The following is a 23,738-nucleotide window of genomic DNA, read 5'->3' as shown; positions in this document are numbered from 1 at the left end:
GTGCAGGGATGCCCCCTTATAGGGGGCTATAAACCAAAGCCGCCTTCTAAGAAGGCGGATTTTTACTTTTACGCTCTGCAACTAGCCAGCACATTTCTCATAGCAGCTTGGTTTTCTTGGACAGACAGCACCGCGTGAGCAGATTAAGCGCGCATTATTTTCAATTCCGCGTTCAATCCAATTGATATTAAGAATTTTAGCAATAGTCGTGAGATCTTTTTTAATATGTCTTGGAATAAGAGAGCTTCCGCCGTTGCTGACGCATAACGCTTTGAGCTCCTCAGCAATTGAGTGAGCATCCCCACCTTGTGCATTGATGGCTGGATTCAAATCTATTCCTGCGCATAGCACTCGATTATTGCCTGCTGGATCGATCATATTGACGGATTCACAGCAATATATTCTCGGCTCATCACCTACATTCAAAATCGAAATTTGCGCAGAGCTGCCACTTTGCGGCTCTGAAAGACGTCTAAACACGGCCCAATGCTGGCAAGGGTCATTCACTTTACGCATATTCCCCCACGGTAGAGGGATCCCATTGCCACGATAAACCGCTTTTAATTTGCCTTCACCATAAGCATCGAAATAGTGCCAATGCGGATAGGGTGACACGACCGTCATGCGTCTCATCGCAACAGAAGGAGAAACCCCTGCTTTCAAATGTACATCGATTTCGTAGCCGCTGCGATCAAGAAGTTGTCGATAAGGCACTTTGGGGCACAGTAGTGCGCCAGCAAAAAAACTCGATTCAAAATCTCGCCATGCCTGAAGGATATCTTGGGAATTTAATTCGCAGGTGGCGGTGGCATCAGGCGTTTCTTCCCAACTGTTTGTGTGGCCAACCGTTAAGACACTTTTTAGTCCCTCTTTGCTGTGCAGAATATTGTGGCCAATATACACCGCGAGGTCGTACTTTAGGCGAGTTGGGTACTCACGTAGAATTTCATTGAGGTAGATCGTGCATGGTGGTTCAAAAAAAGAGGTAATAAGTTGTTTGGCGCTAACACCAAGCTCATCAACAACATCTTGCGGGGTTCTCGTGACCCAGCGGATAACCAAACCAAGGCTTTTGGCGATGTCGATAAGATCTTCAACAGCTAAGTTTAAGCGTTTTAAACCCACTTCTTCTGCCGCTCGCTCAAGATCTGGGAAGTGGTTTTGTAAACTCTCTTGGTGAGCACGGATCAATAGATGAGCAAACTGTTTGCCAGTGATCCCGGTTTGGGAAAGCATCTCTGGGATCGCGATTTGTAAAATATCATTTGAGAATAAAAAGCTAGGTTCAAGAGCCATACCGCTGATCCCACCTCTGTTACCCTTGTCAGGAGTAATATCCGTTTGACCTGGTTCATCATCTAAAAACCAAGCGGGATCTTTTTGGAAAACTTGGGCAATGACCTCCAACATATCAACACTAGGCACCCGTTTTCCACGCTCAATCATCGAAAGGTATGAAACGGAGGGGGCGTATTCTGGGTTGATACGAATACAGCGTGCCGATAAGTCTTCCATCGTTAGGTGATTACGCTTTCTTAAGTTTCTGACTTTTGTCCCTAAGAAATGTGACTGACGAACTAAGCTTTTTGATAAGGCCATTTTGTAAAATTCACACTGTAAAATTTTTGTTGTGAAATTGTAGTAAAAAATTGGTTAATCTACCAAGTAAGCAAGGTCACAAATTTGCACAAAGGTTAAACGCAAGTTTGGAATAATTGCTCTAGAACACAAAATGTTGAGTTACCTATAAGGAAAAGACGATGAATATGCTGACATTCGATAAAACAGAAATCCAAAAACTAGATAAACCCTTTATCGCTGAAGCCGTCTTCGCCGTCGAGACTATCAGTGCTAATCAACAAAATGAAAAGCAGAGTAGAGCGAAGCAACTACTCGATAGATTGTTCCCTTTGGCGACGGGCTCTCATCAAGATGTGACCAGTTATGTGATCGATTACCGACATGTGTTGGCTTATTTCAAGGATGGGCGTCATAGTGGTTTGAAGCACCCCAAACATTTTGTTGCCTTCAATGGTGAAAAGGAGTCACCATGTTCGATCTTGTTCCGTGATGGAAGTGGTAGCCATGTTGAAGTGATGTTAGGCTGCACTAAAGGGACTGGGCGCGTTGAACTGATAGAGATTAATGATATTCAGTTAGAAACGTGTACCACATTTACCCAATCGGTGGAAGAAATGCCCAGCGCCGCAATGCGCCACTGGGTAAGCCTAGTCAAAGGTGATGAAAAGGGTAAGCCTCAAGCTTGTAGTGAAGATAAGGAGTACACCGCAAAAGATGGTGAAGACTATTACTTAAACTACAGTTTTAACCTTGCTTAGGTTATAGATGCGTATTGGGATTAAATGGGGCGTTGTGCCCCTTTTACTTTTCTATCCATAAATTGAGGTTTATGGAAATTGTGATTGCTTTTCAGCTACCCATAAGAGGTTGAAGCGATTAAAGTGGCATAACACGGTTGCGGCCTAATTGTTTTGCTTCATAGAGCAGTTTATCGGTTCTTTCTATCAAAGACTCGGACGTATCACCTAGTTGTAACTCTGTCACACCAAAAGAGGCGGTAATATTACCAACTTGGTTTCCTGAGCGGCGATCCTTCACGCTCATTTTTTCTATCGAACGGCGCAGTGATTCTGCAAACTGTCTGGCAATGCGCAGTGTTTTATTTGGAACAATTAAAACAAACTCTTCGCCGCCAAATCGGTAGGCGGTAATGCCATCTCGACAGCTACTCTGAAGCTTTTTAGCGATGCCTTTGATGACGGTGTCACCAAATAGGTGGCCGTAATTGTCATTAAAAGATTTGAAGTGATCGATATCTAATAAGATCAGGCTTATTGGTTGCTGCGCGCTTATTAGGGTAAAGAGATCATCATTGAACGAACGGCGGTTATATAAACCGGACAATCCATCGAATAAAGCCTCTTTTTGCACCTCGGCAAGCTGCTCTTTCAGTCGATGAATTTCTTTACTGGCACTATTAAGTTGACCATTTAAAAACTGAGTTGAATGGCGAATATCTCGCGATTCAGTGACCAATTGGCGAACCACTTTCATCACCTCTTCGATCGATAAATCATCGTTTTCGACTCGTTCTAATTCACTAAAACTTTTATCAATCACTCTGGCAAATTCGCTGGTATCGGTTAGGGTATCTGACATTGAACTTGCGACTTCATTGACTAACACTTCAATATTGTTGCGTAGCGTGCTTAAACTGGTTTCAGAGCGCGATGCGACATAGCTGTTATAGAGTTGAGAGCTTGCCGCGGGAGGACAAAGGCCAAAGTTTTCCAATACAGAATCGAGTTCTCGATTGAGTTGAGGTATGGCATTGTCAACATAGGTATACCAAAGTGCATAGTTAGCAGGTGTCGCCGCCACATGATTTTTCATCATCAACGGTACTGCTTTTTTTAAATTGGCTGTAGATCTCTTAAAGTCGTCGCTGGTCATTATCGTAAAATTAATAGACAGTCACAGATATTCATACCGCTAAGATTAGCGGATATCCCAAAGTTATGCGCTAAAAAAATGCAACTAAAGTTTGAAGTTGAATTTTTATTTACGGTGAACAATCGATTCTTGATGTAGATCAAACACAATAGACAGACATAGTAGGGGGTTTTTTATATATTGAATCGCTGAATGATTAAAATAAGTTGGTTACTGAATCAAGGAGTAATAGATGGAGATGTATGATATTGAATCGTTTTTGGATATTTTACCTCAGGTAGAAAGTAGCTATCCGTTTGGTCCTGACGCGTTGGTTTTCAAAATTCGCGGTAAAATGTTTGCTTATACTTCTCAGTCGAGAGAAGAGCCGTTTGTGACATTGAAGTGCACTCCCGAAGATGGTGAAGTTCTGACCAGTGCCTTTTCCGCTATTCGTCCTGGTTATCATATGAATAAAAGACACTGGATCTCCGTTAAGTTAAACGGAGATGTGGACCAGATGATGTTACAGGAATTATGTGAACGCTCTTATCAGCTTGTAGTGAGTAAACTGAAAAAATCAGATAGAGAAGCGCTTCAGGCTCTGTTTATGCAAGCAAAACTTGATTAAGCGGTATCCTTACGTTGTTCCAGTTTTTTTGCGCCACGCAGCATCGCTTCTATCAATTCTGTCGCGTTAAATTTTTCCAAAGCTTCGTGGGCTCCGACTTGGTGAGCTCTATCCAAACAGATCTCACTGGAAAGCGAGGTGTGAAGAATACAATAAGCATGGCTCAGCATTGGATCATTTTGAACCTCAAAGGCCAGTTCATATCCATCAAGGCCCGGCATTTCAATATCACTGACCAGCAAATCGATCGCACGTTGATGTTGAGCGTCTTGACGCATCAGCTCAATGGCATCAAGCCCATTTTTACAGATTTGGTAAGGGATGTTGATACTGTCTAAGGCATCTGACAATTGTTTACGTGCAATAGATGAATCATCCACCAGTAAAATACGCAGTGCTTTTAATCGTTCACGTTCAATATCAGTCAGCATCGGGATCTTAGTTGATTCATACTGTGGATAAATTTTTGAAAGTAATAATTCGACGTCAAGTAACTGCACAATCTGTTTTTGATAGCGGGTTATGCCAGTGACAAAAACGTCTTTTCCCGCCACTGCAGGTGAAGACTCGATTGTTCGCCAGTCACACTCGATGATTTTTTCAATGCTACGTACCATAAACGCAACTACGGTTCGCAGGCAGTCCGTCACGATTAAGTAGCATTGTTTATATTCGCTAGGTTGAATTGCTCTAAAGCCAATGGCGGCAGCCATATCAATGACAGGTACCGTCAAGTTACGGATAGTCACCGTTCCGATCACATGGTGATGAGAATATGGGATTTGTGTCATTGGCATGTAAGGGACAATCTCTCGTACTTTCAGAGTCCCGATAGCAAAAAGCTGTTTCTGAGTGTTCAATGTGAACATCAACATGCCTTGGGATTGGTTTGCCTTACTGGGGGTTTTAGCCATAACACCTTACTCAACGTTGTTTCTTATGCTTAATACTAAACGATCTCTTACTGACGGCAATGCGTTAAATGCAAATAAACAGTATAACCGTATGTTTATTGATCTTTTGCACTCTTACATTGGGGTTGGACTCTTGAAAAGCATCCGTTACACTATTTGCAGTAGCAAATTTATTGAGAAAAATGATGGCAAGAACGGCAGCGGCTCTTCACATTTTAGTGAAGCATAAAGAACAAGCTGAAGATATTATCGCTCAGTTAAAAAAGGGAGCGAAATTTCAAACATTAGCCAGAAAATATTCTACCTGCCCTTCGGGTAAAAAAGGGGGCGATCTGGGTGAGTTTCGTCAGGGGCAGATGGTCCCTCAATTTGATAAAATCTGTTTCACTGGAGAGGTACTGACACCTCATTTGGTGAAAACCAAGTTTGGTTGGCATGTTGTAAAAGTTCTATATCGGACCTAGCCTCAATAGGGTGATTTTCTCATCAACGTTGATTTTTAAAGTAATAACCAATGAGCAGTGAATGCCACGCTTTTTCTCAAAACCAGAAGTGCGTGGTGCTTTTCATTCGTCAGGAATGACACTCGATTCTTTATCTTTTTATTCCATTACCTTTTATAGAATGGCCTACTACACCCAAACCACTTCAAGTAGTAAGGTATATAAATAAAACAGTCATTTGTTCTCATAAATAAGAATGCACAATAACTTCATGAATTAAATGGATTTATTCATTAGGTTTTTTATTAAAATGAGAGCGGGTTATTTTGAGATATTGACTTATAGTCGCTTAACGTTAGTTTTATCAAGTGAGCGGTATGATCTAGGAGTTTAAAATGAGTGAAGAAAAAAAAATTAACGTTCGATTGCTTTCTGATGTTTGTATGCAGTCTCGCTTACTTAAAGATTCGCTAGAGTCAAAGTTGCCGATTAGTATTGATATCTCTCCGCTTTGCGATACGTGGATGAATGATAACAGTCTATCATCCTATAAAATTCAATTGGTTATTATCGACTATTCTCGCGTTGATGAAAATAATTTTGCTGATTACTCAGCATTTAAACGCTTATCCTGCCCTGATGCAAAAGAAGTGCTTATTAATTGCCCGCTAGATATTGAACCTAAAATGCTCTTTAAATGGCAGAATCTTGTGGGTGTATTTTATACCAATGATCAGCTTGAATCTTTAGTTAAGGGCATGGAAAAAGTGCTTGATGATGAAATGTGGTTTAATCGAAAATTGGCTCAGGAATATATACAGCATTATCGTGCAGGTAATTCATCTATTACCTCTCAAGCTTATGCTAAATTAACGAAAAGAGAGCAGCAAATAATTAAGCTACTTGGCTGTGGTGCATCTAATATGCAAATTGCAGATGAGTTGTTTGTAAGTGAAAATACAGTAAAAACACATTTACATAATGTATTTAAAAAGATAAATGCTAAAAATAGACTTCAGGCATTATTATGGGCAAAAGATAATATTGGTATTGAAGAGTTTAATTAAATTTTATTTATTTTTAAATAAGACAGCCCCTATCAAAGGGGCTGTCTTATTTTCTTAACTGAATTTCTTTTTATTCGGCTTCGATGCCTTTTTCTTTGTAAAGGCGGCGGCATGCACGTCCATCGCTGTGGAAGAGATGGCAGCGATGCCCTGGAATACCAATTGTCAATGTATCACCTGTTTCAACGCCCAAAGTATCAGGCTGGCGGTAAATTACATCAGAATCAGAGCCTTTCAAGTTCATGTAGACTTGTGTTTCATTGCCGAGTTTCTCAACCATCATCACTTTGCCTTCAATTTTCGCGTCACCATCTTCAGCGCTCAGCAAGTGCTCTGGACGCACACCTAATGACATACGCTCGCCGCGAGTGATCGTGGTGCCATCGACCAAAATCCAAAATGAGGTTCCATTAGAGAGTTGAACTTTCACGCGTTCGGCTTCGACATCTTCGATGAATACGCTCATGAAGTTCATTTTAGGAGAACCGATGAAGCCTGCGACGAAACGATTTTCTGGGTAATGATACAACTCAAGTGGTTTGCCTACTTGTGATACGAAACCAGCATCCAAGACCACGATTTTGTCAGCCATTGTCATTGCTTCGACTTGATCATGGGTAACGTAAATCATAGTACAGCCCAATTTGCGTTGCAGTTTGGTTATCTCTGAACGCATCTGTACGCGCAGCGCTGCATCTAGGTTAGACAGCGGCTCATCAAGCAAAAAGACATTCGGTTGTGAGACTAAAGTACGCCCAATCGCGACACGCTGACGTTGGCCACCTGAAAGAGACTTAGGTTGACGTTCGAGCAAATGGCTGAGCTGGAGAATATCGGCGGCGTGCTCAACACGTTGCTCGATCTCCTTTTTATCGGCTTTGGCCAACTTTAGGCCAAAAGACATGTTGTCGAAAAGATTAAGGTGCGGGTAGAGCGCATAGGATTGAAATACCATGCCGACGCCACGTTTAGAAGGTTCAACATCATTCATTCGCTTATCGCCAATAAACAAGTCACCCGAGGTGATATCTTCTAGGCCTGCTATGCAACGCAGTAGGGTGGATTTCCCACAACCTGACGGACCGACAAAGACGACAAATTCGCCTTCTTGAATTTCTAAGTCAACATTTTTAGAAATTAATACATCACCGTATGCTTTACATACATTTTTTAACGTGACACTCGCCATAGAGCTCGTCCTCGATCAATATTTTTTATAAATCACTGCCCATCATTATATGAGTTTTCTTGCAGGCAATGACAGCAGGAATTGGGTAAGGTGGTTAATAATGTAAGAAAAAGGGTGATGTCTTCAAATTAAGGGAGTTTGAAGAAAGCATCACCCATCCATGCCAATGATTTAGTTCACTTCCCCTGCACATTGAGCGTCTCCCCCGTTATAAAATCAATTACCACGAACGCTCATTTATGACAGCAAACCAATCTAGCGATGTAAGCCAGTAAACGATGAGTTACTGGAAAAGGCTCTTACTATCCACTCTGGGATGACTGTATTTTGTGTGATGTGTGTGTTTGATACATCCTCCTAATTGAGTTTTTTATAGGGGGGAGTAGCGATGGATGCGATGGAGGAGGGGTTTAAGGGCTGAGTTAGATCCAGTTCAAATAATTAATGGCTGTTAAGTGGAAGCATGTCACAAAAAGGTATTTTTTTGTGATTGAGCTCTCTAACCTTGAGCGATGATGATCACGAAAATAGTCCATAATATCGAGGGCGTAGGGCGTAGGAGGATGAGTCAAGTTAGGTTTTCTCTGATTATATATGACGAAATACGGCGAAACCTGTTGGTGAGCCCTACAACACAAAAATAAAAAGGATATGAACATGAAAAACGCCCTAAGCACAGTCGCGCTAAGTACTCTAGTTGCTCTTGGTTCGTTTGGTGCACATGCTGCTATTGAAGAAGGACAACTCACCATTTGGATTAATGGTGATAAAGGCTATAACGGTTTGGCTGAAGTGGGTAAGAAATTTGAGGCGGACACGGGTATCAAAGTGACCGTGGCTCACCCTGACGCACTTCAAGATAAATTCCCACAAACCGCAGCAACGGGTGATGGACCTGATATTGTGTTCTGGGCTCATGACCGTTTTGGTGGTTATGCAGAAGCTGGCTTGCTGGCTGAAATTAAACCTTCAAAAGCGATTCAAGAGGGAATCGTGGATTTTGCCTGGGATGCGGTGAAATACAACGGTAAAATCATCGGCTACCCAGTCGCGGTAGAATCCTTGTCTCTCATCTATAATAAAGATCTTGTGCCAAACCCACCGAAAAGCTGGGAAGAAGTGGAAGCGTTGAACGCCAAACTTAAGAAAGAGGGCAAAACGGCCATCATGTGGAACTTGAAAGAACCGTATTTCACATGGCCTCTTATGGCGGCTGATGGCGGTTACGCATTCAAATACACGATTGATGGCTATGATGTGAAAGATGCGGGTATCGCGAATAAAGGCGTAAAAGACGCGATGAACTTCGTGAAAGGCTTAGTGGACAAAGGCGTGATCTCTCCTGATATGGACTACTCTGTTTCTGAAGCTGCGTTTAACCAAGGTAAAACGGCAATGACGATCAACGGTCCGTGGGCTTGGGGCAACATTGAAAAATCAGGCATTAACTACGGTGTGACGACATTACCGAAATTTAACGGGCAATCTTCCAAGCCGTTCGTGGGCGTATTGACGGCTGGTATCAGCACCGCTTCTCCAAATAAAGATCTCGCGATTGAGTTTATCGAAAACTACTTACTCACCAATGATGGTCTGCGCATGGTCAATAATGATAAACCTCTTGGCGCGGTGGCTCTTAACTCTTTCCAACGTGAGCTTGATGCAGATACACGCATCGCCGCGACAATGGATAACGCAATGAATGGCGAAATTATGCCGAACATCCCTCAGATGAATGCATTTTGGGGCAGCGCGAAAAGTGCAATTATCAATATTGTAGATGGCCGCCAAACTGTCGATGCCGCACTGGCTGATGCAGAAAAACAAATGACTAAATAATTCGGTTTTGGTCCAGCCCTTAAGGAGAGGGTAACCTCTCCTTCATTTTACGTTTATATCGCTAGCAGGTTCTTCTATGCAGTCAGTTCAAGGTACAGATGTTTTGTCAGCACCCGAAACGGCACTTCCTTCCAGTAAAAATGTGCTCATTAAATGGGCATTATTAGGTACGGTTGGTATCGTTAACGGTTACGCCACTATTCTTATGTATTCTCGCGGTGAGCTCGCCTTTGCGCTGCTTACTCTCATTCTTACCGCTCTGGCCCTTTATATTTTCGGCAGTAAACATACTTACGCACACCGCTATATTTATCCGGGTATCGCGGGAATGATCTTATTCATCCTCTTTCCTTTGGCCTACACCGTTGGTCTGGCTTTTACTAACTACAGTGCTAAAAACCAACTCTCTTTAGAACGTGCACAAACCGTGCTGTTGGATCGAACTTATCAGGGCGGGGAAAGCTATCCTTTCACTCTATACAAAACGGAAAGTGGTTATCGAATTGCAATCGAAGATGGAGAGCAGACGCTCGCTACCGACGTGTTTTCCTTAAATGGCTTATCGGTGACCGATATGGACCTTCAACCTATTGAGGGTATTGAGGGCACCAAAGAGCCGATTAAAACCATTATTAACCACCGTGCTACGTTGAGCTCAATTGATCTGCATTTCCCTAGTGGTGAAGATGTACGCATGAGTGGCTTGCGCAAGTTTGCCGCCGTATCGCCGCTTTACACCATGCAAGATGATGGCGAAACGCTGGTCAATAATCAAACAGGCGAAATACTACGGCCGAATATGGATGTTGGCTTTTATCAACCAGTGGACGAAAGTGGTCAATTTATCGGTGCGACAGTATCGCCTGGTTTTGTGGTGAAAATTGGCACACATAACTTTGAGCGTGTATGGAAAGATGACGGTATTAAAGAGCCTTTCATCAATATCTTTATCTGGACGGTCGTTTTCTCTACCTTAACCGTGATTTTTACTCTCATGATTGGTTTGGTGCTAGCCAGTGTCGTGCAATGGGAAGAGCTTAAAGGCCGCGCCGTTTACCGAGTGCTATTAATCCTGCCTTATGCTGTTCCTGCCTTTATTTCTATTTTGATCTTCAAAGGCTTGTTCAACCAAAGCTTTGGTGAGATCAATATGGTGCTCAACAGTATTTTTGGCATTAGTCCTAGCTGGTTCTCAGATCCCTTTCTCGCTAAAAGTATGGTGCTGATCGTCAATACTTGGCTTGGTTTTCCTTACATGATGATTTTGTGTATGGGTCTTTTGAAAGCGATTCCAGAGGATTTATATGAAGCATCGGCGATTGATGGTGCAGGTTTTTTACACAACTTTACCCGTATCACATTGCCGCTCATGATCAAACCAATGACTCCGTTACTTATTGCGAGCTTTGCATTTAACTTTAACAACTTTGTGATGATTCAACTTCTGACACAAGGTGGCCCGAATATGATTGGTACTTCAGAGCCAGCCGGTTACACCGATTTACTCGTAAGCTATACCTATCGTATTGCGTTTGAAGGAGCTGGTGGTCAAGACTTCGGTTTGGCTAGTGCCATCGCAACCTTGATCTTCTTACTGGTTGGTGGGTTAGCACTACTCAACTTACGTTTTACGAAGCTGTCACAGAATTAAGGAGTAATCGTTATGGCGATGGTACAAGGTCAATCTCTCAAATATCGCTTATGGGCGACTCATGTTGCTCTGTGGGCATTTTTATCGCTGATCATTTTTCCACTATTGATGGTCATTGCGATTTCATTTCGTGAAGGGAACTTTGCCACGGGCAGTTTGATCCCAGATAATCCCTCTCTAGAACACTGGAAATTGGCATTAGGTTTTGCCGTCACTAATGCTGATGGATCTGTTACACCGCCGCCATTTCCGGTTCTGACTTGGTTATGGAATTCAGTGAAAGTAGCAGGCATTACTTCAGTGCTCATTGTGGCCCTATCGACAACATCTGCTTATGCCTTTGCGCGCATGCGTTTTAAAGGTAAAGACACCATCCTAAAAGCGATGATGATTTTTCAAATGTTCCCAGCGGTACTGGCACTGGTTGCGATGTATGCACTGTTTGACAAATTAGGTCAATACATCCCATTTCTTGGCTTAAATACGCATGGTGGTTTAATTTTCTCCTACCTAGGTGGTATCGCACTGCACGTATGGACGATCAAAGGCTATTTTGAAACGATAGATAACTCATTAGAAGAAGCGGCTGCTTTAGATGGAGCTACACCATGGCAAGCCTTTAGACTGGTGCTGCTACCACTCTCTGTGCCGATTCTTGCGGTTGTGTTTATTCTCTCGTTTATTGGGGTGGTTGGTGAAGTACCAGTGGCATCTTTGCTACTTTCTGATGTAAACTCATATACATTAGCGGTGGGTATGCAGCAATATCTTTATCCTCAGAACTATTTGTGGGGAGATTTTGCAGCAGCAGCAGTGTTGTCTGCTTTACCTATCACTATCGTATTTTTGCTTGCACAGCGCTGGTTAGTCGGAGGACTTACGGCCGGTGGTGTGAAAGGATAATAACGATAGGGCGACCGTGAGGTCGCCCATATTGTATTAGCTTAACGTATTTGGTTTGGCCGCCGATCAGTTAAGTAATATGCAAATCTGGCGTTACGCATAGCTGGCTGTTAGCTTTATTCCTTACTATCCAACAAACTAACAGTTTTTGTAACCAAGACCCGAGCATTGCTTGGGTTTTTTTATATCTGTATTAAAGGGTGCTATTGGTAACGCGCATGCAGTATATGATGAATTGAATGTCTCAAAAGTGAAATGGTGTTTGGATGCGACCCACATCTGAAATCTTTGTGTAACGTCGTAAAGGAAGGCTAAAAAATTAGAACTCACGGCTAGAAGGGGCGCAGCCTAAGTATTGCAAAAGGACATACAAACTCTCTTGTTGCAACGCAACGCGGCGAAACAGATCGGCGAAGGTATCATCTCCGCCAAAGCAGGCACGGATATAGTGGTTAATTTCTTGGGGCTGGTAGCCTTCAACGTAAAGCGTTCGGACCCAGTGATACTCAATTGACTTTGGGTCGACTAATGTTGATTCGCTCAAGGTAATCTCTCTGGGAGTCAAAGCCTTTTCCTATCATCGATGCAAAATTTCAGAGGGCTCGATTTAAGCAGATAAAGATGAAGAAAAAATGACAACTGAGCGCATCGTGGGTGGTTATTTTAAGTACTTAACGTGAGCTTCCATCTCTTCCCCTATCTCTTTACGCATGTTCATTAAGCGTATCGCTGATTGGCGTAGGGCAATATCTTCTGCTGTTTGCGGCACCCATTCGGGTATAGGGGTGGGCTTGCCTTGCCCATCGACAGCCACCATGATGACAATACAATGGGTAGTCAGCTGGTTTTTCAACTCTTTTGGATCGCTCGCTTGCACATCAATGGCAATATGCATTGAGCTCGTTCCCGTATAAATAACTTTTGCGCTGACTTCAACGAGGTTCCCTACGTGGATAGGAGCGACAAAGCGGATCCCTCCAGCATAAGCGGTGATGCAATATTTACCACTCCAGCCTGCAGAGCACGCATAGGCCGCTAGATCTATCCATTTCATGACAGCGCCACCGTGGACTTTACCACCAAAATTCACATCACCGGGCTCTGCTAAAAAACGCAAAGTTATTGCACGTTGGCCACTACTCATTGGGGAATCCTTGTTTTTTATTAACGGAATCATAAATAACAAAGCGTTAACCAAACTGCAATATTATTTTGAATGCAGCAGATATAAAAAATCCTCTTAGTTGCCTAAGAGGATTTTTAAAGCCGAGCGGTACGAGTTATTTACTTTATGTTGTACCTTATTAAGCCAACTGAGCGTTAGTTATTCAGTTGCGTTAATAATAGTTTAAACAGTATTTCGACGTAACTGTTCGATCGAACAGGTTCTATCTCTGATGAGATTGTTTAGCGTGATTTCTCCAATAACCTAAGGAGAAGTCACATGACTATTTCAATTTATTCACATACCTTTCAAAGTGTCCCTCAAGCTGATTATGTGTCATTGCTGAAGTTACGCTATAAAGTTTTTTCGCAACGCTTGCAGTGGGAGCTAAAAACAAATCGAGGGATGGAGACTGATGAGTACGACGTTCCAGAAGCACACTATTTGTATGCCAAAGAGGAACAGGGTCATTTAGTGGGGTGTTGGCGAATTTTGCCAACGACGTCGCGTTATATGCTTAAAGATACTTTTTCGGAATTACTCGGTGTGCAGCAAGCACCCAAAGCAAAGGAGATTTATGAGCTGAGTCGTTTTGCGGTCGATAAAGATCATTCGGCGCAATTGGGCGGCGTGAGTAATGTTACGCTGCAGATGTTTCAGTCGCTGTATCATCACGCCCAGCAATATCACATCAATGCCTATGTAACGGTCACATCGGCCAGTGTGGAAAAATTGATTAAGCGGATGGGGATCCCATGCGAAAGACTCGGTGATAAAAAAGTGCATCTTTTGGGAAGTACACGTTCTGTCGCTTTGCATATTCCAATGAATGAAGCATATCGTGCAAGTGTCAATGCATAAGCCTTATAAATAGGGATTGATATAGCCACCTAAAATAGCTTTAGTGATCGCTTGGTAGCGATTCGTCGCGCCAAGCTTTTTACAAGCATTACTGAAATGGAACTTCACGGTACGTTCTGACGTATTAATAATCGTGGCAATTTCCCATGCGCTTTTGCCTTCGGCCGCCCAAGCTAAGCATTGTACTTCACGTGCGGTGAGCACCGCTCTCGGTTTTGCGTCTTTATGGTAACGGGTGATGTTGCCAATATTATGAGCCAGTAACGGTACAATGAGCTGTGAAGTATGGATACTTTGTTGATTCAAATCGTAAGACTTGGTATCTGAGGTTGCAAAACTTATCATGCCAAATTCCCCCCTAAGCCCATGGATTGGAATGCTAAATCCCGCTTTGAGTCCATTGCAACGCGCCTCTTCGAAAATGACTCGTCCATCATCATTGACCCGCTTAGCGTCATCCCAGCGAATGGGCAAAAAATTGGTAATGCTGTATTTGACAATCGGATCGATATGCATGAAGCCGGATTCATCATATTGCTGTCGCCAGCTATTGGGGTAATTGTCCGTGACAAGCGTTTCACTGGTTTTTAACGTGGGTTGAAAAGAGAGGCCAAAGAGGAAAAATTCATGACCAATTAAGTTATTGAGCCCATTGAGTACATTTTCCAAATCATCGTGGCTAGTGATTTGTTGGTTCTCTTGGATCAGTCTCAGAATTTTGTACATAAGCCGAAAGTTCTAAATTGCGTCGTACTATATTGGCATTTATATCAAAAAAAACCGTAACAGTACGAGCAAATAATGAAATAGTTTATCTATTTGGCGGGAAAATCTAGTTCAAATGTCGGTTTGGCCTCAATCTATCTATACCACCTGAATGGTTACTTCATTTTCACGAGCGAATGCATCAATTTCTTCTGGTGGTTGAGCATTAGTAATGATCAAATCGACATCGGCAATTGTGCCTAGCTTCACCATGGCATTACGTCCGAATTTACTGTGGTCGACACCGAGATAAACACAGCGACTATTTTCGATGATCGCCCGTTTGACTCTCACTTCGTGATAATCGAAATCTAAAAGTGAGCCATCATAGTCAATGCCGCTAATCCCTAAAATACCGAAATCGAGACGAAATTGTGAAATGAAATCCAAAGTGGCTTCACCCGTCACGCCACCGTCTTTATTACGCACTTCACCGCCCGCTAAGATGACATTGAAATCTGGTTTGGCCATTAAAATCGTCGCCACGTTAATGTTGTTGGTGACAATGCGCAGATTTTCGTGATTGAGCATTAATGCCCGAGCGATAGCTTCAGGTGTCGTACCTATGTCGATAAAGAGCGTTGCGCCATCGGGAATGTGTTTGACTAGCTCGGCAGCCACTTTCTCTTTTTCTTGCTGATAAGTTACTTGGCGAGTGTGGTAAGAGGAGTTTTCAGAACTAGACGCGATGGTAGCGCCGCCGTGATTGCGTCGTAACTTATTGGCATCTGCAAGTTCGTTGAGATCTCGGCGGATGGTTTGTGGGCTAACATTGAATCGCTCGACTAAATCATCGGTACTCACAAATCCGTGTGTTTGAACTAATTCGATAATTTCTTGATGGCGTTTAACTGCTTTCACCTTAAATATCCTTATTCATTGAAGCTTAAATAGGTCAATACCTTGAATGCTTACTTTGCGTAAGGCACTACGACTTTGTGAGTGTACGGTTTAATCGACCAAATTCAATCATTAGTGAATGGGGTACGCGAGTATTTGCTCGTTTTAAGTGATAATTCACATTAAACGAACATTATAGGCCCTTTATGGAACATAGTTATGTTTCTTGGAATGTGGCACATTGATTCCGTCCAGCGAGCTTGGCTTTATAAAGTGCTTTGTCTGAGCGGCGATAAATTTCGAAAAAATCGGCATCGTTGCCCGCAATTTCAGAGATACCGCAACTGATACTAAAGTGTGTGCCGTTGTCAAAAAATGCGTATGCATAAAATTCTTTACGTAAACGATCTGCCATTTGAAAGGCCTCATGCACATTGGCCTTATGCAGAACAATCAGAAACTCTTCACCACCAATTCTGCCGCAGGCGTCGCCATGGCGTGTGTGCTTTCTCGCCATCTCTGCTAACTGCCAAATCACATCATCTCCTCGCTGGTGGCCATAGGTGTCGTTTACTAACTTGAAGTTGTCGATATCAATGGCAATACAACTTATCGGATAATGATCACGCTGAGCCAACGTAAATTCATTGCACGCTTCCCGCCACAGCTTGCGGCGATTGTAGAGCTGCGTTAAGTCATCGGTATTGGCCAGAGTGTGAAGCTGTTCTCGTAATTCGACAATATCGGTAATCTCAGTAGACACACCGATAAGGCCAATCACTTCACCGGTTTGTGTACTTAGAATCGGTTTCTTTATTGCGCGGTAGACGCGTACTTTGGCATCAAATTTTGCTTGCGCACGTTCTTCACTGGTGAAGGGCTGCTTGGTATCAAATACCATTTTATCGCTGTGTAAAATATCGGCGAGCAGTTCATCTTGAAAAAAATCGTGATCAGTTTTGCCTTTGAGTTCTTCCAAAGTTGTGCCGAACAGTTTTAGTGTTAGCTGATTTGCATACAGATACTCACCTTGGCGGTTTTTTACGAATACGTATGAACCGAGCTCGTTGAGAACAAGCTCATGCAAGGCAAACAAATTATTGCTATACACATCTTCGATGTTATCAAGAATCATTATCTGGCCACCAAATTTGCTAGGTTGCCTAACGGATCTGACGTAAAGGATCCCTCAATACATTTCATTTTTGTTTATTTTTATTCTTCTTCCATAAACATAGCTCGAATCGATGCTAGATGCTCAATTTTATGGTTGTATTGCGCCCTCGATAGCTGTTGTACGGCTTTTTGTCAGTTTTATTTGGGATAAAATAACCCCGGAAATTACCATCGTTCCACCTAAAAGATGGTAGTTTTGCACTGTTTCACCTAACAGGGTTGTGGCAAGCGAAACCGCCACCACAGGTAACAAATTCATAAACATCGCACTAGAGTCTGCACCAATTAAGTCGATCGCTTTTACCCACATCCACGGAGCCAATAAGGATGCAGCGACGGAAGCGTAAGCGATTAGGGGCAGTGAGCCTTCCGTGGGTAGGAGATGTTCACTGGTCAACCATAATGGTGTCAGCATTAAGACAGCAAACAACCCTTGCATATAAATAAGCGTCCAATTGCTTAGTGGCATTTTCCACCGTTTAAGTAACACACAATAAAGTGCGTAAACGGTTGCAGCCACCACCATTAACGCATCACCATGTGTAATATCTTGATGCAAGAAGAAGCTCATATCGCCTTGACCTAGCATAAAAGCAAGCCCTGCGAGAGAGAGGACTCCTCCGACAACACTCAAAGCTGAAATGCGCTTATGGAGCAGAGGAACGCTGATGAACACACTGAGCAGTGGTACCAGCGAAGTGATCAACGACATATTTGATGCAGTAGTCGTTAGCCCTGCGTAATAGCCAAGAGACTGATTCAGTACCATGCCTAACATGGCTAAAAAAGCCAGTTTAGTTAAATGGGGCTTGATGATTACCCATTGGCGGATCACGGTAGGTAAGCAAAAGGGGGTTAGCAACAGCATCGCGACAAACCAGCGATAAAAACTCATCGCACTTGGTTCAATGGTTTCTGCGGCGAGCTTGTTGATGATAGAGTTACCACCCCAAATTAGAACCGTGAATAGTGGAAGAAGATATACCATGTGAGCCTCGTCGCAAATTGTGCTTTGAAGTATAGTGTGGCAGGTCTCTATAATTATATATATCTCCAAAACGACATTGCGAGCGATAGGAAGACAAGTTTGAAAAAAGCGCCCAGAAATCTTCACCCTTCACTATCGATTGACAGTGCGCCATCGGATGTCTTTATGAATTTCGATGCGTTTTTGTCAAACACAGAAACGCGAACTCATAGCCATCCATGGGGACAAGTGCAGCTAATTTCCGGCGGGATTTTGGAAATGGAAGCGCAAGAAACGCGATTTCTCGCACCGCCTCATCTAGCGATTTGGGTTCCTGCGGGGGTGAAACACTGCAGCTATAATCGTAAGCCAATTGAATATTGTTCGCTCAATATTGATCGGGCTCTCACCCATGGTTTTCCCAAGCACACCAGTTTGATAAAAGTGACGCCCATCGTTTCTGCCATCATTGAGGATTTTCGATCGCGTGAAATCAGTGTGGCTCAAAACGCGCAAGATAAACGTTTAGTTCAAGTATTGCTCGATCAATTGGCAACGCAAGAAACGCAGCATCATTTTTTGCCTTCCACTAATCACAAATATTTAGCCCCGATTTTAGCGGCGGTAGAAGAAAACCCGACCGATGATACGACATTGGCTTTGTGGGCTGAAAAAGTACATACCACAGAGCGAACATTAGCGCGGCATTGCCAAACGGAACTAGGGATGAGTTTTACCGAATGGCGATTAAGAGTACGCTATCTCTATTCCATGGATTTACTGCGCACAGGGCATTCAGTGAAAGAGGTAGCATTAACTCTTGGCTACAACCAAGCCAGTCCTTTTATTACCATGTTTAAAAAATACTCCGGCCAAACGCCGGAACAGTATAAAAATCGCTTGTTATAATATTGCTTAAGCGTATGTAGGCACTTCATCCTGATCAAACTATAAAGAAGTGCCTTAGACTTAATTTGGTAATTTTTTACAACGTCTATTACTCATGAATCCATGACATAGGTGGTTGGGTGTTTTATCGTTTTAGCGGCACACGTAGTCCAAAGCGCCAACAATGGCGGCGACTTGTGCGTCATTACACTCTTGCGCTGTGACTTTTGGGCTATCTGGGTACACTTCGGTGGTGGTGCCGAAGTAGCAATTTGTGATGCCACCGCATAACCCTAACGCTTTCATGGGGTAGTTGATCACCCCTTCTTGAGTGATGGGAGAGCCGATGATCTCGCCTTTACTATCGGCTGGTGCAATGTGCGTGACTTTGCGTACCGATTCAATAATGGCTGCTTGGAATTCTGGCTGCGGATTTTCCGTATCGCCGACAGTATAAAACCCATCGGGAATCGTATCGGCTTCATATCTAATCCCATCGCGCGCTGCTAGTGCAGGGCGAAATTCGCTTTCATCACTGTCTGTAGTTTCATGCAAATCAATATGCACCAGCACGTCACCTAAGCTTGCGACCCAGCGCATTAAGCTTGCAGACTCTTCGGCTGGGCTATTGGCGTAAAATGAGCGATTAGGGTCAAGCGCTGATGGGTTCCAACGATTGATCGTTTCATAGCCCCAAGGGCTTACGCACGGGGCAACGGCAATGTTGAAATGAGATTGATACTGCTGTGCTTGAGTCGCTAAAAACTGCAACGCGCCGTGCACTCCGCTGGTTTCGTAACCGTGTACGCCACCTGTGATCAACACCGTTGGTTTGTCAGGGTTCCATGAGCGACTTTTTAAGGCAAATAATGGGTAGCGATCTTTGTCTATTGATAGTGCACCGTATTGCTCTATCTCAAAATCCGTTGCCAAAGCGTTAATTTTCGACACGACTTCTTGCTGATATTCTCGTTTAATCGTCGTTTGTGCGAGCCACGCTTCGCGTTCTGCTGCTTGCCAAGGTGTACCTGGCGTACCGATAGGATAAGTATAAACAGAGTACATGAGGGTTCCTTTCTGACTAGTTGTCCACAGAGTAAGAGGTGTTAGTGTCAAGAGCAATCAAAAATACCAAGCTGGATTTACCACAGCCCGTTAACAGGGTTCATTACCTCAACCTGTTTTTGGGGCAATGCAGGTTTGTTAGAGCAAGGAAATAGTCCAACTCTGGCCTGATAACTGAGGTAAATCATTGGCTAAACCGAACGGTCACATCTAAACTGCAACCAGACCAATGCAATTGAGTGAGAACACGATTGGAGAATAGTTTCCCCCTTTCTGAACTAATGATTTCGCTAACGACCGCCTTAGACATGACGGAAGGGCAACCACCGGAGCACTGCATTCGTTGCTGCTGGGTTGGTATGCATATTGGCATGCAATTAGAGCTCGATCAGGCTGAGCTGCATGATCTGTTTTTTACCTTGCTATTGAAAGATGCCGGCTGCAGTAGCAACGCCGCGAGAATTTGCGAGTTGTATGCCACCGATGATCTCGCTTTCAAACGGCGTTATAAAACCGTCGGAACCAGTCTATCGAGTGTGATTAACTTTATCGTCAAAAATACCGGTTCAGAGCAGAGTTGGGCAGAACGTATTTTAACTACCATCGACATTTTGAAAAATGGTAATGATTATGCACAAGAGCTTATTCAAACTCGTTGTACTCGTGGGGCTGATGTGGCGCGAGAGTTGCGATTTAGCGAAGTCGTCGCGCAGGGGATCCACTCACTGGATGAACATTGGAATGGTCAAGGGCGCCCTCAACAACTAAAAGGTGAAGCCATCCCCCTTTTCTCGCGGATTGCGTTATTAGCTCAAGTGTTTGACGTTTTTCAAATGGAACATGATTTGGACGAAGCAATACGCGAGGTTACAGAGCGTAGTGGTGTATGGTTTGACCCACAATTGGTTGAGATTATTGAGCAGTTGGTGGATAACCCGCACTTTGTGGCTAGCCTCAAAGCCCCTGATATCATCCAACGAGTGATGCATTTACCACCGGCACAAGCGCATCAGCCTTTGGATGAAGCGTATTTAGACTGTATCGTCACGGCATTTGGCAAGATTGTTGATGCAAAAAGCCCCTATACCGCAGGGCACAGTGAACGAGTGGCTGTGTATACTGATTTAATCGCACGACAATTAGCCATTTCGGAAACTGATCGATCTTGGTTGAGACGCGCGGCATTACTGCACGACATTGGTAAGTTAGGGGTCAGTAATGCCATTTTAGATAAACCCGGTAAGTTAGACGATATGGAGTGGAAAGCCGTTCAGGCGCATGCCGCGTTTACTGAACAAATCTTGCAGAAATTGTCGCCCTTTAAGACGTTGGCACGTATGGCAGGGGCACATCATGAGAAACTCGATGGTACTGGCTATCCGCGTGGTGTAAACGGTGATGAGATCAGCGTGATGACTCGAATCATCACGACGGCCGATATTTTTGATGCTCTCAGCGCGGAACGCCCTTATCGCTCCGCGATGCCAATTGATAAAGCACTTTTGATCATGCAAGAGAATCTACATACTGCCATTGATCCTGACTGCTTTGCCGCGTTACAGAGCGCTCTGGCTCAATTGCCAGCCGAATATACTCAGTCACTGAGCTAGTGTTCTTTACTGCTTTGCTACTTGAAGCGTCAGCACTGTTGGTGGGATTCTTATCGCTGTGTTTCCCTTCATCAGCGCTTGGTGTTACATTTTGTCACGCTTTGAATAATGAAAATGAATAAGAGAGAATTTGCATGGCAGGCGCGAGCTTACTTACCCTTCTTGATGATATTGCAACCGTGCTCGATGATGTGGCGTTGATGTCAAAAATGGCCGCGAAAAAAACGGCAGGCGTATTGGGGGATGACTTGGCGCTCAATGCTCAGCAGGTGTCTGGTGTTGCCGCTGAACGAGAGATCCCAGTGGTATGGGCAGTGGCTAAAGGCTCATTTCGCAACAAATTAATTTTGGTTCCCGCTGCCTTGCTGATGAGCTCATTAGCCCCTTGGTTGATAATGCCGCTCTTGTTAGTCGGTGGACTTTTTCTCTGCTTTGAAGGGGCAGAAAAAATCTTAGAAAAAGTGTTTCATACCAGTCATCACAGCACCGCTGACGCGGATGAGCGCATGCTCACTGACGTATCGATTGATGACTATGAAAAACGTAAAGTCGCTGGGGCGATTCGGACCGATTTTATTTTATCGGCCGAGATCATCGTGATTGCGTTGGGGACAGTGCAAGGCCATAGCATGGTGACACAAATTTTGGTGGTGAGTTTGATTGCAGTGGTCATGACCATCGGCGTTTATGGTTTGGTGGCAGGCATTGTGAAATTGGACGATTTAGGTTTCTACCTAGAGCGCACTTCAGATGGCGCAGGGCTGCGTGCTCGCTTTGGTAAAGGGTTGATCAGTTTCGCGCCTAAGCTCATGAAAGCATTAACTGTAGTGGGTACCGCCGCGATGTTTTTAGTGGGCGGTGGCATTGTGGTGCACAACATCCCTTTTATTCACCACGTGCTTGAACCTGTGATTGTAGCCGTTGCTGAACTCTCTTTATTAGCAGTAGTGATGCCAACCTTGCTTAATGGTTTCGTTGGTTTACTCGCCGGGCTGGCTGTGGTTGCAGTGTGGGGGATGGTGAGTAAATTGAAATCGTCCCATTAATTTTTTTTATGGTGATGATAACCATATTGAATGGTGATTTGCCCGCAGACGAATAGACTAGCGCTTTTCGTTTTTGGCAGTTCCCATTATGCAGTGTGCGTTTTTTGATCAACAGCTGTGCCGTTCTTGTACTCATTGCGCGGTTTCTTATTCAGAGCAGGTGAAGCGCAAAGATTTGGCACTAAAAGCGCTGTTTTCAACGCAGATGCCACAGCAGTGGCTAGAACCTGTCATAAGTGAAGAGACGGGTTTTCGTAACAAAGCGAAAATGGTGGCTCTTGGCGCGGCTCATGCACCGATTTTGGGTGTTGAATCCATGGTTGATGGGCTATCAACGCCCGTGTCGTTAGTGCAATGTGCTCTCTACCCACAAGAGACACAAGCGCTATTAACTTATCTACAAGATTGGATCCGTAGCTCGGGCATTCCTCCCTATAATAAAGCCAAGAAGAAAGGCGAACTCAAATACATATTGCTCACACGCAGCGAATATTCAGGTGAGTTTATGCTGCGTTTCGTACTGAGAAGCCGCGAAGCTTTAGGCCGAGTTGAGCAAAACCTCGCGCGGCTTCAGGCGCAGTTTCCAACCATTCGCGTCGTCTCAGTTAACCTTCAACCCATCCACATGGCGCGCCTAGAAGGTGAAGAAGAGATTTTTTTAACCGAGTGTGAGTATTTGATTGAGCAGTTTAATCAGGTGCCTATGGTTATCCGCCCGAAAAGTTTTTTCCAAACCAACCCGCATGTAGCGAAGCAGTTGTACGCGGCGGCGCGTGATTGGGTGAGAGAGATAAACCCAAGTCATATGTGGGATCTGTTTTGTGGCGTGGGCGGTTTTGCCCTACATTGTGCCAGTCCAACTACGGCAGTCACAGGAATTGAAATTGAACCAGAAGCGATCGCCAGTGCTAAACGCTCTGCCAAGACGATGGGCATTATCAATTTAGACTTTGCTGCGCTGGATTCTGCCCAATTCTCACAGGCTCAATCAATCGCGCCAGAGCTGGTGCTAGTCAACCCTCCGCGTCGTGGTTTAGGAGCTGAATTAGTTGAGCGATTGGTGGCTTTATCACCCAAACACATCATTTACTCAAGCTGTAACCCGCAAACGCTAATCACTGATATGCAAGGTATGGTGGGCTACTTACCCAAAAAACTGCAATGGTTTGATATGTTTCCACATACCGATCATAGCGAAGTGATGGTGCTATTAGAGCGTCAGCCTAAGCCGAGATAAGCGCTGTGTGGTGCAAAAATGATAAAGA

At 43.9% G+C, this 23,738-nt stretch carries 23 protein-coding genes; 12 read left to right on the top strand and 11 right to left on the bottom strand.

Features of this window, described 5'->3' with window-relative positions; all coding sequences use genetic code 11:
• Positions 1–81: 81 nt before the first annotated feature.
• On the bottom strand, positions 82–1,599 hold the full coding sequence (locus AACT42_RS16275; protein WP_017047432.1) for a DUF3612 domain-containing protein: 1,518 nt from the start codon (positions 1,597–1,599) through the stop codon (positions 82–84).
• A 161-nt stretch (positions 1,600–1,760) separates the two neighbouring features.
• On the opposite strand from AACT42_RS16275, the gene AACT42_RS16270 reads away from it, so the two are divergent.
• The gene (locus AACT42_RS16270) at positions 1,761–2,339 is read left to right on the top strand and encodes a malate synthase (RefSeq protein WP_013868075.1); all 579 of its coding nucleotides are present in this window, start codon (positions 1,761–1,763) and stop codon (positions 2,337–2,339) included.
• Between the two features lie 118 nt (positions 2,340–2,457).
• Here the strand turns inward: AACT42_RS16270 and AACT42_RS16265 are convergent, their stop codons facing one another.
• Positions 2,458–3,474: a GGDEF domain-containing protein gene (locus AACT42_RS16265; protein ID WP_017045993.1), complete on the bottom strand. Its 1,017-nt coding sequence runs from the start codon at positions 3,472–3,474 to the stop codon at positions 2,458–2,460.
• A 232-nt stretch (positions 3,475–3,706) separates the two neighbouring features.
• Here AACT42_RS16265 and AACT42_RS16260 point away from each other — a divergent pair, with 232 nt between their 5' ends.
• Complete coding sequence (locus tag AACT42_RS16260; RefSeq protein WP_094133020.1) at positions 3,707–4,084, top strand: MmcQ/YjbR family DNA-binding protein; 378 nt, start codon at positions 3,707–3,709, stop codon at positions 4,082–4,084.
• Here the strand turns inward: AACT42_RS16260 and AACT42_RS16255 are convergent.
• Positions 4,081–4,998 (bottom strand): chemotaxis protein, encoded by a 918-nt coding sequence (locus AACT42_RS16255; protein ID WP_013868073.1) that lies wholly within the window; start codon positions 4,996–4,998, stop codon positions 4,081–4,083. The two genes, AACT42_RS16260 and AACT42_RS16255, sit on opposite strands and share 4 nt — an antisense overlap.
• 185 nt (positions 4,999–5,183) lie before the next feature.
• On the opposite strand from AACT42_RS16255, the gene ppiC reads away from it, so the two are divergent.
• The gene (gene ppiC / locus AACT42_RS16250; RefSeq protein WP_026027858.1) at positions 5,184–5,462 is read left to right on the top strand and encodes a peptidylprolyl isomerase PpiC; all 279 of its coding nucleotides are present in this window, start codon (positions 5,184–5,186) and stop codon (positions 5,460–5,462) included.
• Positions 5,463–5,836: 374 nt separating this feature from the next.
• A complete protein-coding gene (locus AACT42_RS16245) occupies positions 5,837–6,508 on the top strand; it encodes a LuxR C-terminal-related transcriptional regulator (protein ID WP_013868071.1) in 672 nt (223 codons plus the stop codon).
• A 70-nt stretch (positions 6,509–6,578) separates the two neighbouring features.
• Here the strand turns inward: AACT42_RS16245 and malK are convergent, their stop codons facing one another.
• A complete protein-coding gene (gene malK, locus AACT42_RS16240; RefSeq protein ID WP_017045996.1) occupies positions 6,579–7,697 on the bottom strand; it encodes a maltose/maltodextrin ABC transporter ATP-binding protein MalK in 1,119 nt (372 codons plus the stop codon).
• Positions 7,698–8,354: 657 nt separating this feature from the next.
• Here malK and malE point away from each other — a divergent pair.
• From malE to malG, 3 genes are all read left to right on the top strand, one after another.
• Complete coding sequence (gene malE / locus AACT42_RS16235; protein ID WP_026027705.1) at positions 8,355–9,536, top strand: maltose/maltodextrin ABC transporter substrate-binding protein MalE; 1,182 nt, start codon at positions 8,355–8,357, stop codon at positions 9,534–9,536.
• A gap of 76 nt (positions 9,537–9,612) precedes the next feature.
• Positions 9,613–11,187 (top strand): maltose ABC transporter permease MalF, encoded by a 1,575-nt coding sequence (gene malF, locus AACT42_RS16230; RefSeq protein ID WP_088733512.1) that lies wholly within the window; start codon positions 9,613–9,615, stop codon positions 11,185–11,187.
• Between the two features lie 12 nt (positions 11,188–11,199).
• Positions 11,200–12,090: a maltose ABC transporter permease MalG gene (gene malG, locus AACT42_RS16225; protein ID WP_094133018.1), complete on the top strand. Its 891-nt coding sequence runs from the start codon at positions 11,200–11,202 to the stop codon at positions 12,088–12,090.
• Between the two features lie 319 nt (positions 12,091–12,409).
• Here the strand turns inward: malG and AACT42_RS16220 are convergent, their stop codons facing one another.
• Entirely contained in the window at positions 12,410–12,655 is a 246-nt protein-coding gene (locus tag AACT42_RS16220; RefSeq protein WP_017045998.1) for a hypothetical protein, read from the bottom strand.
• A gap of 93 nt (positions 12,656–12,748) precedes the next feature.
• A complete protein-coding gene (locus AACT42_RS16215; protein ID WP_026027856.1) occupies positions 12,749–13,234 on the bottom strand; it encodes an acyl-CoA thioesterase in 486 nt (161 codons plus the stop codon).
• A 300-nt stretch (positions 13,235–13,534) separates the two neighbouring features.
• Between AACT42_RS16215 and AACT42_RS16210 the strand changes: the two genes are divergently transcribed.
• Positions 13,535–14,116 carry an acyl-homoserine-lactone synthase gene (locus tag AACT42_RS16210; RefSeq protein ID WP_013868065.1) on the top strand — a complete coding sequence of 194 codons (582 nt, stop codon included), beginning with the start codon at positions 13,535–13,537 and terminating at the stop codon, positions 14,114–14,116.
• A 3-nt stretch (positions 14,117–14,119) separates the two neighbouring features.
• Here AACT42_RS16210 and AACT42_RS16205 read toward each other — a convergent pair whose 3' ends face one another.
• The 4 genes from AACT42_RS16205 to AACT42_RS16190 all read right to left on the bottom strand — a co-directional run bounded on the left by AACT42_RS16205 (position 14,120) and on the right by AACT42_RS16190 (position 17,885).
• Positions 14,120–14,842, bottom strand: coding sequence for a helix-turn-helix transcriptional regulator (locus tag AACT42_RS16205; RefSeq protein ID WP_017050309.1), 723 nt, complete (start codon positions 14,840–14,842; stop codon positions 14,120–14,122).
• Positions 14,843–14,980: 138 nt separating this feature from the next.
• Complete coding sequence (locus AACT42_RS16200) at positions 14,981–15,742, bottom strand: DeoR/GlpR family transcriptional regulator (RefSeq protein WP_013868063.1); 762 nt, start codon at positions 15,740–15,742, stop codon at positions 14,981–14,983.
• Between the two features lie 196 nt (positions 15,743–15,938).
• Complete coding sequence (locus tag AACT42_RS16195) at positions 15,939–16,856, bottom strand: sensor domain-containing diguanylate cyclase (protein ID WP_094133016.1); 918 nt, start codon at positions 16,854–16,856, stop codon at positions 15,939–15,941.
• A 129-nt stretch (positions 16,857–16,985) separates the two neighbouring features.
• Positions 16,986–17,885, bottom strand: a complete 900-nt coding sequence (locus AACT42_RS16190; RefSeq protein ID WP_013868061.1) for a DMT family transporter — start codon at positions 17,883–17,885, stop codon at positions 16,986–16,988.
• Between the two features lie 99 nt (positions 17,886–17,984).
• On the opposite strand from AACT42_RS16190, the gene AACT42_RS16185 reads away from it, so the two are divergent.
• Positions 17,985–18,773, top strand: coding sequence for an AraC family transcriptional regulator (locus AACT42_RS16185; protein WP_026028665.1), 789 nt, complete (start codon positions 17,985–17,987; stop codon positions 18,771–18,773).
• Positions 18,774–18,905: 132 nt separating this feature from the next.
• Here the strand turns inward: AACT42_RS16185 and AACT42_RS16180 are convergent, their stop codons facing one another.
• On the bottom strand, positions 18,906–19,817 hold the full coding sequence (locus tag AACT42_RS16180) for a M14 family metallopeptidase (RefSeq protein WP_176429025.1): 912 nt from the start codon (positions 19,815–19,817) through the stop codon (positions 18,906–18,908).
• A 281-nt stretch (positions 19,818–20,098) separates the two neighbouring features.
• On the opposite strand from AACT42_RS16180, the gene AACT42_RS16175 reads away from it, so the two are divergent.
• From AACT42_RS16175 to rlmC, 3 genes are all read left to right on the top strand, one after another.
• Positions 20,099–21,427: an HD-GYP domain-containing protein gene (locus AACT42_RS16175; RefSeq protein WP_094133012.1), complete on the top strand. Its 1,329-nt coding sequence runs from the start codon at positions 20,099–20,101 to the stop codon at positions 21,425–21,427.
• Between the two features lie 134 nt (positions 21,428–21,561).
• Positions 21,562–22,473: a DUF808 domain-containing protein gene (locus tag AACT42_RS16170; protein WP_094133011.1), complete on the top strand. Its 912-nt coding sequence runs from the start codon at positions 21,562–21,564 to the stop codon at positions 22,471–22,473.
• An 88-nt stretch (positions 22,474–22,561) separates the two neighbouring features.
• Positions 22,562–23,710, top strand: coding sequence for a 23S rRNA (uracil(747)-C(5))-methyltransferase RlmC (gene rlmC, locus AACT42_RS16165; RefSeq protein ID WP_176429024.1), 1,149 nt, complete (start codon positions 22,562–22,564; stop codon positions 23,708–23,710).
• Positions 23,711–23,738 lie beyond the last annotated feature (28 nt).

This window comes from Vibrio sp. V15_P4S5T153, assembly GCF_963874485.1.
Lineage (GTDB): Bacteria > Pseudomonadota > Gammaproteobacteria > Enterobacterales > Vibrionaceae > Vibrio > Vibrio anguillarum.
This window is presented reverse-complemented; position numbering and strand designations above follow the sequence as displayed.